The 12,445-nt window shown below is 71.9% G+C and carries 7 protein-coding genes; 5 read left to right on the top strand and 2 right to left on the bottom strand.

Features of this window, described 5'->3' with window-relative positions; translation table 11 throughout:
• Positions 1 to 173 precede the first annotated feature (173 nt).
• On the bottom strand, positions 174 to 1,040 hold the full coding sequence (locus ACFV0G_RS22670; protein WP_380550727.1) for a universal stress protein: 867 nt from the start codon (positions 1,038 to 1,040) through the stop codon (positions 174 to 176).
• Positions 1,041 to 1,112: 72 nt separating this feature from the next.
• Positions 1,113 to 2,702: an oleate hydratase gene (locus ACFV0G_RS22665; protein ID WP_380550724.1), complete on the bottom strand. Its 1,590-nt coding sequence runs from the start codon at positions 2,700 to 2,702 to the stop codon at positions 1,113 to 1,115.
• A 310-nt stretch (positions 2,703 to 3,012) separates the two neighbouring features.
• Here ACFV0G_RS22665 and ACFV0G_RS22660 point away from each other — a divergent pair, with 310 nt between their 5' ends.
• The 5 genes from ACFV0G_RS22660 to pflA all read left to right on the top strand — a co-directional run bounded on the left by ACFV0G_RS22660 (position 3,013) and on the right by pflA (position 12,312).
• Positions 3,013 to 5,397, top strand: a complete 2,385-nt coding sequence (locus ACFV0G_RS22660) for a phosphoketolase (protein ID WP_380550730.1) — start codon at positions 3,013 to 3,015, stop codon at positions 5,395 to 5,397.
• Between the two features lie 29 nt (positions 5,398 to 5,426).
• Complete coding sequence (locus ACFV0G_RS22655; RefSeq protein WP_380550721.1) at positions 5,427 to 6,251, top strand: universal stress protein; 825 nt, start codon at positions 5,427 to 5,429, stop codon at positions 6,249 to 6,251.
• A gap of 178 nt (positions 6,252 to 6,429) precedes the next feature.
• A complete protein-coding gene (adhE, locus tag ACFV0G_RS22650; RefSeq protein ID WP_380550718.1) occupies positions 6,430 to 9,066 on the top strand; it encodes a bifunctional acetaldehyde-CoA/alcohol dehydrogenase in 2,637 nt (878 codons plus the stop codon).
• Positions 9,067 to 9,156: 90 nt separating this feature from the next.
• Positions 9,157 to 11,424, top strand: a complete 2,268-nt coding sequence (gene pflB, locus ACFV0G_RS22645; RefSeq protein WP_380550716.1) for a formate C-acetyltransferase — start codon at positions 9,157 to 9,159, stop codon at positions 11,422 to 11,424.
• 81 nt (positions 11,425 to 11,505) lie between these two features.
• Positions 11,506 to 12,312, top strand: a complete 807-nt coding sequence (pflA, locus tag ACFV0G_RS22640) for a pyruvate formate-lyase-activating protein (protein WP_380550714.1) — start codon at positions 11,506 to 11,508, stop codon at positions 12,310 to 12,312.
• The last annotated feature ends 133 nt before the right edge of the window (positions 12,313 to 12,445 follow it).

Below are 12,445 nucleotides of genomic sequence, written 5' to 3'. Positions count from 1 at the left end.
GGCAACGTCCTGTACCACCGCTACGACGGCCATTACGGCCTCATCACTCCCGCCTCGTAGGAGGCGGGGCCGGCCCGGCGGCTGTGGGGGTTCGACCGGGCCCGGTACGCGTGAGAGGGCGGTGGACACCCGGCCGGGCCGGGGCCACCGCCCTCTTCGCGGGGCCGGACGGGTCAGTCGTGCGGGACCACGACGACCGGTGCCTGGGCGTGGTGGAGTACGGCATGGGCGACCGGTCCGAGCCGCATCCCGCCGTGGTGGCGCCGGCGCCCCACCACGACGAGGTCCGCGCCGGTGCAGGCGTCGACGAGGGCGGCGGAGCCGCTGCCGGTCCGGATGTCCCGGACCAGCTCGACCTCGGGGTGCTTCTCCTGCCAGCCGGTCATCGCCAACGTGAGGAGTTCGTCCTCGATCGCCCGGAACTGCTCGGCCTCGGGCTGCGGGGGCACCCAGCCCGCGTAGCCCCAGACCGGTGGCGGGGTCCAGCCGTGCACGGCACGCACCCTCGACCCGCGCAGCGAGGCCTCGCGGAAGGCGAAGCCGAGGACCTCCGCGGCCGGTGCACGGGTGTCGACCCCGACGACCACCTCTCCGCCGTCCCGGTGGCCGGGGCGCCGGGGTCCCTCGGCCCGTACGAGGACCGTCGGGGCGTCGCAGCGGGCGGTGACGGCGAGGCCGACCGAGCCGACCAGGAGTCCGCCGAAGCCGCCGAGCCCCCGGGAGCCGAGGACCAGCATGCGGGCCTTCGCGGCGGCGGCGGTCAGCACGTCGACGGGATCGCCGCCGCCGAGCAGTTCCGCCCGGATCTCCAGGGCCGGGTGGGTGGTCTGGACCGTCTGCTTGGCATCGGCGAGCATCCGCGTCGTGAGGGCGCGGATGTCGGCGGGCCGGCCGGGGTCGGCGTGGAGGTCGTCGAGCCAGGTCTGGGCGTGGACCAGTCGCAGGGGCAGGCCGTGCCGGACGGCTTCGGCGGCCGCCCAGCGGGCGGCGGCGATGCTCTGCGCCGAGCCGTCGACGGCGGCGAGCAGGTGGTCGGACATGCGGGTTCCTCTCGAGGGTGGTGCGTGTGAGGCGTGCGATGCGTGCTGCCGGCGCCGAGGTCGGTCCGGCGGTCAGGCGAAGGCGGTCCGCAGGGCCCGGAGGACCGTGGCGGGTTCCGTCAGGGCGTGGTGGACGGGCGGGATCGGCAGGTCGAGGCCGAGCAGTTCACGGACGGCGTGCATCGCACCGCGCACCGAGTACTCCACGGTGAAGACCACGTCCTCGGGGATCTCGACGAACTGGCCGAGAAAGGCGAAGTTGCGGGCGCCGTGCGGGATCACCCTCGGTCGGTCGTGCACGTCCCGCCGGGCGAACTGGCTGGTGATGTACGGCATCATCACGGTGGTGACGACGGTGTTCGCGCGGACCCGCTCGGCGATGTCGTCGAAGCCGAGCTGGCCCAGGAGTTCGGTCAGGATCTCCTGACCGGTGGACTCGGCCATGGTCCTGCCGGTGTGCTCGCCGGGCCGGTCCAGGAACAGGCCGTAGCCCCACAAGGTGTACACGTCCTCGGGCTGGTCGGCGAAGTGCGGCGGGCGGGGGACGACGATCGACATCAGCCAGGGCGAGTCCCGGAACGTCATCAGGGCGCCCGTACCGGCCGCGTTACCGGTGAACTCCTCTATGCGTTTCACCAGTTCGGGCCCGCGCATGGTGAGGGTGAACGACTCCCAGGCGGCCTCGGCGATGTTGCCGTTGAAGACGGCGGGCCGGCCGAAGTCCGGAGCCTTGCGGGAGAGCGTCTCCCAGAGCGTCCAGCCGCCGTCGCGCTTGTCCCGGATCAGCTCGGGCACCGTGTCGTTGCCGCCGTGGGCGGCGTCGGCGGTCATCGAGCCGAGCGTGATCAACGCCAGGTCGTGTTCGGCGAGTTCGACCAGCTCCCGGTGGCCGCCGCGACTGAGGTGCAGACGTCCGGCACGGCGGATGCCGTCCCGGTCGGCGAAGTCGACGTCGGTGACGGTGACACCGTGCTCGATCCGCACCCCGTGCCCCAGCAGCCACTTCGTGAGCGGTCGGACGATGGAGTCGTACTGGTTGAGGCGGGTGCGCCGCACCCCGGCCAGGGTGTGGAGGCGCGGGAACTCCTGCAGGAAGCGCAGGAAGTAGCGCCGGACCTCGATCGCGCTGTGCCAGGTCTGGAAGGCGAAGGTCGTGCGCCACATCGCCCAGAAGTTGGTGGCGAAGAAGTGCTCGGAGAAGAACTCGTCGATCCGCCGTGGTCCGATCACCGACTCGGGCAGGACCAGCAGCCGGGTCAGCTCCAGGCGGTCGTGCATGTCGAGACCCAGCCGGGAGGCGTCGAGGATGCGGTGGTTGCGGTCGATCAGCCTGGCCCTGGCGTCGGTCGGCCATGCCCGGTTGAAGTCGATGATCTCCTGACGGACCGAGACACCCTCGTCGTCCAGGGTCGGAATCGTCTCCAGCAGGTCCCACAGGCAGCTGTACGCCTCGTCCTCCAGCATCCGTCCGCCCCGGGTGACGTACGCCCGGTCCGGCGATCCCTGCCCGTCGAGTGAGCCGCCGGCCAGCGGGAGCTGTTCGAGGATGTGGATGTTCTCGCCGGGAAGGTCACCGTCCCGGATCAGGAAGGCCGCCGCGGCCAGCGCGGCGATCCCGCCGCCGACCAGGTAGGCCTGCGTCGTGCGGTCGCTGTCGATCACATCTCGCTCCACTCTTCCGCCGGTCCGCCCCTGCGCCGGTCGGCAGGGGCAGGGCACCGCCAGCCTGGGGGAGAGCCGGCGGCAGCGGGCAGGGCCGGGCAGGCCTCCCGCCCGGGCCGTAGGTCCCGGCGGGAGGCCTCCCGCGGGTCGGACCTTGCACGGGAACGCGGTGGGGGGCCGCACGTCCCGGTCCCGCCCGCCGGGATGTGGCCCGGTCGGCCCTGCGCCCGACCGGCTGCGTCGCGTGACGATGAGTACGGCCCGCGGCCGACGGCCGCACGAGCCGACCGACTCCGAGGAGATCGCACCGATGTCCATGACCGCCGGTACGACGCCGAGTGACCTGTCCGAGAGCGACCTGGCGATGCTCGACTCCCACTGGCGGGCCGCCAACTATCTGGCCGCCGGTCAGATCTACCTGATGGCGAACCCGCTGCTGCGCGAACCGCTCCGACCCGAGCACATCAAGCCACGACTGCTCGGCCACTGGGGCACATCCCCGGGCCTGAACCTCGTGCACACCCACCTCAACCGGGTGATCGCCGGTCGCGACCTGGACGCGATCTGCATCTGGGGCCCGGGCCACGGCGGCCCGGCCGTACTCGCCAACTCCTGGCTGGAGGGCAGCTACACCGACACCTATCCGTCCGTCACCCGGGACGCGGACGGCATGGCGAGGCTCTTCCGGCAGTTCTCCTTCCCGGGCGGCGTCCCCAGCCACGTCGCCCCCGAGACCCCGGGCTCGATCCACGAGGGCGGGGAACTGGGCTACGCGCTCTCCCACGCGTATGGCGCGGCACTGGACAACCCCGGACTGCTGGTCGCCTGCGTGATCGGCGACGGGGAGGCGGAGACCGGGCCGCTGGCGGCGTCCTGGCACGGCAACAAGTTCCTGGACCCGGTCCACGACGGTGCGGTGCTGCCGATCCTGCACCTCAACGGCTACAAGATCGCCAACCCGACCGTGCTGTCCCGCCTGCCCGAGAGCGAACTGGACGCGCTGCTGCGCGGCTTCGGCCACCTGCCGCTGTACGTCACCGGCGACGAGCCGATGGCCGTGCACCGGTCCATGGCCGAGGCCATGGACCGCGCCCTCGACCGGATCGCCGAGATCCAGTACGAGGCCCGCACCGACGGCAGTACCCGCCGCCCGCACTGGCCGGTGATCGTCCTGCGCACCCCGAAGGGCTGGACCGGCCCGGCCGAGGTGGACGGCGTGCCGGTCGAGGGCACCTGGCGCGCCCACCAGGTGCCGCTCGACCAGGTCCGCGACAATCCCGCCCACCTCGCCCAGCTGGAGGCCTGGCTGCGCTCCTACCGGCCGCAGGAGCTGTTCGACGAGCAGGGCCGCCCCGTCGAGCAGGTGCTCCGCGGCATCCCGGGCGGCACCCGCCGACTGGGTGCCAACCCGCACGCCAACGGCGGCCTGCTGCTGCGCGACCTGCCGCTGCCCGCGCCGGAGCGCTACGCCGTTCAGGTCGACAAGCCCGGCGCCACCCAGCACGAGCCCACCCGGGTGCTGGGCGACCTGCTCGCCGACCTGATGGCCGCCACGGCCGAGCACCGCGACTTCCGTCTCGTCGGCCCCGACGAGACCGCCTCCAATCGACTCGGCGCCGTCTACGCGGCCACCGGCAAGGCCTGGCAGGCCGGGACCGTGCCGAGCGACGAACACCTCGCCCGCGACGGCCGCGTGATGGAGATCCTCTCCGAACACACCTGCCAGGGCTGGTTGGAGGGCTACCTGCTGACCGGCCGCCACGGCCTGTTCTCCTGCTACGAGGCCTTCGTCCACATCGTCGACTCGATGGTCAACCAGCACATCAAGTGGCTGCGCACCACCCGCACGCTGCCCTGGCGCGCGCCGATCGCCTCGCTCAACTACCTGCTCACCTCGCACGTCTGGCGCCAGGACCACAACGGCTTCTCCCACCAGGACCCCGGCTTCGTCGACCACGTCCTGAACAAGAGCCCCGAGGCCGTCCGCGTCTACTTCCCGCCGGACGCCAACACCCTGCTCGCCACCGCCGACCACGTGCTGCGCAGCCGGGACTACGTGAACGTGGTGGTGGCCGGCAAGCAGCCCTGCTTCGACTGGCTCTCCCTGGAACAGGCCCGCGACCACTGCGCACGCGGTGCCGGGATCTGGGAATGGGCCGGCACCGACGACGGCACCCGCGAGCCCGATGTGGTCCTCGCCTGCGCCGGCGACGTCCCGACGCAGGAGGTGCTCGCCGCGGCCGGACTGCTCCGCCGCCACCTGCCCGACCTGCGCGTACGGGTCGTCAACGTCGTCGACCTGGCCAGGATGATGCCAGCCGAGGAGCACCCGCACGGCATGCCCGAGGCAGAGTTCGACGCCCTGTTCACCCGCGGCCGACCGGTGATCTTCGCCTACCACGGCTACCCGTGGCTGATCCACCGCCTCGCCTACCGCCGCGCCGTCCACCCGCACCTGCACGTGCGCGGCTACAAGGAGTCCGGTACCACCACCACACCCTTCGACATGGTGGTCCGCAACGATCTCGACCGCTACCGCCTCGTCATGGACGTCATCGACCGCGTCCCCGGTCTCGCGGCCCGCGCCGCCGCCCTCCGCCAGGAGATGGCCGACCGGCGCACCCGCCACCACGACTGGATCCGCACACACGGCACCGACCTGCCCGAGGTCGCCGACTGGACCTGGACCGGCTGACCCCGGCGACAGAGGTCCGCCACGAGGAGATGAGCACCATGGACCTGCCCGTCATCGTCGGCGTCGACGGTTCCGAGGCCGGCCTGGCCGCCGCGGACTGGGCCGCCCGCGAGGCGCTGCTGCGCGACCGCACCCTGCGGATCCTGCACGCCCGGCCCCTCATGCCGCACCTGCTGCCCGACCCCGGCGTTCCCGCCCGATCCGGCACCGAGCTGCTCCACCGGACCCGGCACCTCCTCGCGGTGCGCCACCCGCACCTGCGGACGCGGGCCGAGGAGGTCTACGACATCGTCACCTCGATGCTGGTGGCGGCCGGTGAGGACGCCGAGCTCCTCGTTCTCGGGGCGCGCGGCAGCGGAGGCTTCCAGGAGCTGCGGGTCGGCTCCACCGCCCTGCACGTCGCCGCCCGGGCCGGCTGTCCCACGGTGGTGCTGCCAGCGGATCCGCCGGGCCCGCAGCCGCGCGACCTGGTGGTGGTGGGGGTGGACGCCCGCCGCCCCGCCGAGGCGGCGCTGGCCTTCGCCTTCGACTCGGCCGACCGCTACGGCTTGCCCCTGCGGGTCCTGCACGCCGCCGCAGTACCGCCGACCGGGCCGGCCGGGCGGGACGGGGACGCCGAGACCGCGCTGCTCGCCGGGGTCCTGAAGACCTGGAGGTCGGCCCATCCGGAGGTCGAGGTGGTCGAGGACGCCGAGTACGCCGCACCGGCCGGGGCGCTGGTGGAGGCCTCCGCCAAAGCCCGGCTGCTCGTGCTCGGCCGCCGGCCGGCAGCGCGGGTCGGTGCGCTCGGACCGGTGGCGCATGCCGTCCTGCACCATGCCGACTGTCCGGTGGCGATCGTGCCCGGTGACTGACGCCGCCGCGGCCCGGGGCCGCCCGGGACGGACCGCGGACGAGGGACCTTCGGCCCCGCGGGCCTACCCCGTCCGACGCCTCTCCGGGCGCCCTCCCCCGACAAGGCTGTCGGTGTGAGCGCGAGCGGCACCCGCCCTTGCCCGCCGCCCCGATGACGAACCGAAAGGTGGTCCCGCCATGCCCCGCCCTCCGCAGACCGAGGAGCCGACGTCTCCCGCACCGGCCCCCACCGCCGTGGACCGTCTGGTCGCCGACGCGCTGACGGCGCTCCGGGAGTACGCGGACTTCACCCAGGAACAGGTCGACCGCATCGTCAAGAAGGCTTCCCTGGCGGCGCTGGCCCGGCACACCGGCCTCGCCGCGCTGGCGGTGCAGGAGACCGGACGCGGCCTGTTCGAGGACAAGGCCGTGAAGAACGTCTTCGCCTGCGAGAACGTCACCCACGTGATGGCCCGCACCAGGACCGTCGGAGTGGTGCGCCGGGACGAGATCGACGGGATCGTGGAGATGGCCGAGCCGGTCGGCGTGGTCGCGGGCATCACCCCCGTCACCAATCCGACCTCCACCACCATCTTCAAGTGCCTGCTGGCACTGAAGACCCGCAACCCGATCGTCTTCGCCTTCCACCCCTCGGCGCAGCTCTGCTCCGCCGAGGCGGCCCGGACCGTCCGGGACGCGGCGGTCGCGGCCGGCGCTCCGGCGTCGTGCATCCAATGGATCGAGGAGCCGTCGCTGACGGCCACCCACGCGCTGATGAACCACCCCGATGTGGCCACCATCCTGGCGACGGGCGGCAACGCGATGGTGCGTGCGGCGTACAGCTGCGGAAAGCCCGCCCTCGGTGTCGGTGCCGGCAATGTGCCGGCGTACGTCGAGCGGAGCGCGGACCTGCGGCGCGCGGTGAACGACATCGTGCTGTCGAAGACCTTCGACAACGGCATGATCTGTGCCTCGGAGCAGGCCGTCATCCTGGACGCGGAGATTCGCGACGCGGCCCTGGCCGAGTTCCGGAAACTGCGGGCGCATCATGCGAGCGCCGAGGAGAAGGCGCTGCTGGAGCGCCACCTGTTCGGCACCGGCGACGGGAACTCCTGCGCGGGGGAGCGGCTGAACGCCGACGCGGTCGGCCGCAGTGCGCCGGAGATCGCCGCGGCGGCCGGCTTCGAGGTGCCGGCCGACACCTCGGTGATCCTGGCGGACGTCGGGCAGGTCGGCCCGGCCGAGCCGCTGACGCGGGAGAAGCTCTGCCCGGTGCTGGCCGTCCTCACCTGCGACTCCCGTCGCCAGGGGATCGAACTGGCCGCCGCCATGGTGGAGTTCAACGGCCTCGGGCACTCGGCGGCGGTGCACACCGAGGACGCCGCCTTCGTCGAGGAGTTCGGTCACGCGGTCAAGGCGTGCCGGATCATCTGGAACGCGCCCAGCTCGCAGGGCGGCATCGGGGACGTCTACAACGCCTTCATGCCCTCGCTGACCCTCGGCTGCGGCAGCTACGGGCACAACTCGGTGGCCGGCAACGTCTCGGCGCTGAACCTCGTCAACATCAAGCGGATCGGACGGCGCAACACGAACATGCAGTGGTTCAAGGTCCCGCCGAAGATCTACTTCGAACGCAACAGCATCACGTACCTGGCCGACATGCCGAACGCCCACCGGATCGTCGTCGTCACCGATCGGACCATGGTGGAGATCGGGCACCTGGAGCGGATCCGCGCCGTCCTGGACCGCCGCCGGGAGCCCGCCGAGGTCAGGGTGGTGGACTTCGTCGAGCCCAACCCGAGCATCGACACCGTCCGCAGGGGTGCGGAGCTGATGCGCGAGTTCCGGCCCGACACCATCGTCGCGCTCGGCGGCGGCTCGCCGATGGACGCGGCCAAGGTGATGTGGCTGATGTACGAGCACCCCGAGGTCGACTTCGCCGACCTGAAGGAGAAGTTCTTCGACATCCGCAAGCGTGCCTTCACCTTCCCCGACCTCGGCGAGAAGGCGAAGCTGGTGTGCATTCCGACCACGTCGGGCACCGGGTCCGAGGTCACGCCGTTCGCGGTGATCACCGACACGGCCACGGGCCAGAAGTATCCTCTGGCCGACTACGCGCTCACCCCGAGCGTGGCCGTCGTCGACCCCGCGCTCACCACCCACCTGCCCCGGGACGTCACCGCCGACACCGGCTTCGACGCCCTCACCCACTGCATCGAGACCTATGTCTCGGTCTACGCCAACGACTTCACCGACGGACTGGCCCTGCAGGGCATCCGGCTGATCTTCGACAACCTGGTGCAGGCGGTCACCGAGGGCCCGACCGATCCGCTCGCCCGCGAGAAGATGCACAATGCGGGGACGATCGCCGGCATGGCCTTCGGTTCGGCCTTCCTCGGCGTGGTGCACGCCATGGCACACACCCTGGGCGCCACCTTCCACATCGCCCACGGCCGCACCAACGCGCTGCTGCTGCCGCACGTCATCCGCTACAACGGTGCCGCGCCGGCCAAGGTCACCGGCTGGCCCAAGTACGGCAGCTACGTGGCCCCCGAGCGCTACCAGGCCATCGCGCGGACGCTCGGGCTGCCCGCCGACACCCCGGAGCAGGGCGTGGAGTCGCTGGCCGCGGCGGTGGAGGAACTGCGGGACCGGGCGGGCATCCCGCGCTCCTTCAAGGAGGCCGGCGTGGACGAGGCGGCCTTCCTGGCAGCCCTCCCGCAGCAGGCGATGAACGCCTACGAGGACCAGTGCGCGCCGGCCAATCCGCGGATGCCGATGCTCGCCGACATGCAGACGCTGATGCGCCGGGCCTACTACGGGGACCGCGACTGAGGACCGACGGCCCGCCCGTTCGGCCGATCCCGACGGGGCCGGGCCCCGGCGAAGCCGGCACGGCCGAGGAACCGACACAGGAGACGGAACATGACTGTCCAGCAGACCGAGCCGGCCGCCCGCAGCGCCTGGGACGGCTTCCGCGGCGGCCGGTGGCGCGAGGCCATCGACGTACGCGACTTCATCCAACGCAACTACAGTCCCTATGAGGGCGACAGCGGATTCCTGAGCGGCCCGACCGAGCGGACCACGGCGGTGTGGCGGCAGATCACCGACCGCTTTCCCGAGGAGCGCGCCAAGGGCGTGTACGACGTGGCCCACGACATCCCCTCCGGCATCACGGCGCACGCGCCCGGGTACATCGACCGGGATCGCGAGCTGATCGTCGGGTTGCAGACCGACGCCCCGCTGAAGCGCGCGATCATGCCGGCCGGCGGCTGGCGGCTGGTCGCCGGTGCGCTGAGGACCTACGGCTACCCGGTCGACGCGGGTCTGGAGAAGATCTTCACCCGGTACCGCAAGACCCACAACGACGGGGTCTTCGACGCCTACACCCCGGAGATCCTCGCCGCCCGGAAGGCCGGCGTCATCACCGGGCTCCCGGACGCCTACGGCCGCGGCCGGATCATCGGCGACTACCGCCGTGTCCCGCTCTACGGCGTGGACCGCCTGATCGAGGTCAAGCAGGCGGAGAAGTCCGAACTGGACCGCCTGCCCCACGACGGCGCGCGCCTGGAGGAGACCATCCGGCTGCGCGAGGAGCTCGCCGAACAGATCAGGGCACTGGCCGAGTTGAAGGAGATGGCGGCGGGCTACGGCCACGACGTCTCCGGACCGGCCGGAAACGCCCGCGAGGCCGTCCAGTGGCTCTACTTCGCCTACCTGGCCGCCGTGAAGGAGCAGAACGGCGCGGCGATGTCGTTGGGCCGCACCTCCACCTTCCTCGACGTCTACCTCCGGCGCGACATCGAGGCGGGCCTGCTGACCGAGGAGCAGGCGCAGGAGCTGATCGACGACTTCGTCATCAAGTTGCGGATCGTCCGCTTCCTGCGCACTCCCGAGTACGACGAGCTGTTCTCCGGCGACCCCACCTGGGTCACCGAGTCCATCGGCGGCATCGGCCAGGACGGGCGCCCGCTCGTGACGAAGACCTCCTTCCGCTATCTGCAGACCCTCTACAACCTCGGCCCGGCGCCGGAGCCGAATCTGACCGTCTTCTGGTCTCCGAAGCTCCCCGACGGCTTCAAGGAGTTCTGTGCCAGGGTGTCGATCGACACGTCCGGCATCCAGTACGAGTCGGACGAGCTGATGCGCCCCCGTTTCGGCGACGACACGGCGATCGCCTGCTGCGTCTCCGCGATGCCGGTCGGCCGGCAGATGCAGTTCTTCGGCGCCCGGGTGAATCTCGCCAAGACCCTCCTCTACGCGATCAACGGCGGCCGCGACGAGATCTCCGGCGTCCAGGTCGGCCCGGCGACCGGCCCGATCACCTCCGAGGTCCTCGACTACGAGGAGGTGCTCGCCAGGTTCGACGAGCAGCTGGAATGGCTGGCCGCCACCTATGTGCACGCGCTGAACGTCATCCACTACATGCACGACAGGTACGCGTACGAGCGGCTGGAGATGGCCCTGCACGACCGGGACGTACGGCGCACCCTGGCCTGCGGCATCGCCGGCCTCGCGGTGGCGGCGGACTCGCTCTCCGCGATCAGGTACGCGACCGTCCGGCCGGTGCGGGACCCGAGCGGCCTCGCAGTCGACTACGTGGTGGAGGGCCAGTACCCGGCCTACGGCAACAACGACGACCGGGTCGACACCCTCGCGGTCAGGCTGGTCGAGGAGTTCATGCGCAAGGTGCGCCGGTACCCCGCCTACCGGGGTGCCGAGCACACCCAGTCGGTGCTGACGATCACCTCCAACGTGGTGTACGGCAGGAAGACCGGGGCGACCCCGGACGGCCGCCGGGCCGGCGAGCCGTTCTCCCCGGGTGCCAACCCGATGAACGGCCGGGACCGGCACGGATACGTCGCCAGCGCCCTCTCGGTGGCCAAGCTCCCCTACGAGCACGCCGAGGACGGCATCTCGCTCACCAACACCGTCACCCCCGACGGGCTCGGGCGCACCGAACAGGAGCGGATCACCAACCTGGTCGGCGTGCTCGACGGCTACGTGACCTGCCGCGGCTTCCACATGAACGTCAACGTGCTGAACCGCGCGACTCTCCGGGACGCCATGGAACACCCCGACAAGTACCCGCAGTTGACGATCCGCGTCAGCGGCTACGCGGTCAACTTCGTCCGGCTCACCCGGGAGCAGCAGCTCGACGTGATCAACCGCACCTTCCACGACGCGCTGTAGCAGCGCCCACTCGTCCGCGGTGCCGACACCCTCTCCGACCGAGGGCGCCGGCACCGCGCCCTCGTGCAAGGAGAACCCGCCATGGACGAACCCGCCGCACCCGCCGGCGCCGCCCCTCTCCCGCTGTGCCCCTCCCGGGACGGGCGCGGCCCGCACCCGGTGACCGGCATGCTGCACTCCTGGGACCTGTCCACCGGCGTGGACGGCCCCGGCACCAGATTCGTCACCTTCCTGGCCGGCTGCCCGCTGCGCTGCCAGTACTGCCACAACCCCGACACCCGCCTCATGCGGCTCGGCCGCCGCGCGACTGCCGACTCGATCGTCCAGGAGGCCGCCAAGTACACCGAGTTCATCCACGCCGCCGGGGGCGGCGCCACCATCAGCGGCGGCGAACCGCTCCTCCAACCCGCCCTCACCGGCGAGCTCCTGCACCGCTTCAAGCACGAACTCGGTCTGCACACCGCCCTCGACACCTCCGGCTTCCTCGGCGCCCGCGCCTCCGACGCGCTGCTCGCCGACACCGACCTCGTCCTGCTCGACATCAAGTCCTGGGACCGCGCGCTCTACCGGCGCCTCACCGGCCGGGAGCTCGCCCCCACCCTCGACTTCGCCCGACGCCTCGCCCACCTCGGCACCGAGGTCTGGGTCCGCTTCGTCCTCGTCCCGCACCTGACCGACCCCGCCGAGAACATCGAGGGCGTCGCCGCCTTCACCGCGGCACTCGGCAATGTCACACGGGTCGACGTCCTGCCCTTCCACCGGCTCGGGGCCGCCAAGTGGCGGGAGATCGGCGAGGAGTTCCCGCTCGCCGGCACCCCGGAACCCACCGGCGACCAGACGGCCGCGGCCCGTGCGGTCTTCGCCGCGCACGGCCTGCACACGGTCTGACGGCGCGCACCACCCCGTTCCCCGGCGCGGACCGAGTCCACCCGACTCGTCCACGCCGCGGGGAGCCTCGTCGTCTGCCCGTGCGGGGGGAGTCCCCGGCCCCCTCGGCACGCGCACGCGCCCCCCCCCCCCC

The organism is Kitasatospora sp. NPDC059571, from assembly GCF_042735675.1.
Classification (GTDB): Bacteria; Actinomycetota; Actinomycetes; order Streptomycetales; family Streptomycetaceae; genus Kitasatospora.
This window is presented reverse-complemented; position numbering and strand designations above follow the sequence as displayed.

Excerpts from the sequence above, each read along its gene's own strand:
- pflA (WP_380550714.1), top strand. The coding sequence starts at position 11,506 with ATGGACGAACCCGCCGCACCCGCCGGCGCCGCCCCTCTCCCGCTGTGC.
- pflB (WP_380550716.1), top strand. The coding sequence starts at position 9,157 with ATGACTGTCCAGCAGACCGAGCCGGCCGCCCGCAGCGCCTGGGACGGC.
- adhE (WP_380550718.1), top strand. The coding sequence starts at position 6,430 with ATGCCCCGCCCTCCGCAGACCGAGGAGCCGACGTCTCCCGCACCGGCC.
- ACFV0G_RS22655 (WP_380550721.1), top strand. The coding sequence starts at position 5,427 with ATGAGCACCATGGACCTGCCCGTCATCGTCGGCGTCGACGGTTCCGAG.
- ACFV0G_RS22660 (WP_380550730.1), top strand. The coding sequence starts at position 3,013 with ATGTCCATGACCGCCGGTACGACGCCGAGTGACCTGTCCGAGAGCGAC.
- ACFV0G_RS22670 (WP_380550727.1), bottom strand. The coding sequence starts at position 1,040 with ATGTCCGACCACCTGCTCGCCGCCGTCGACGGCTCGGCGCAGAGCATC.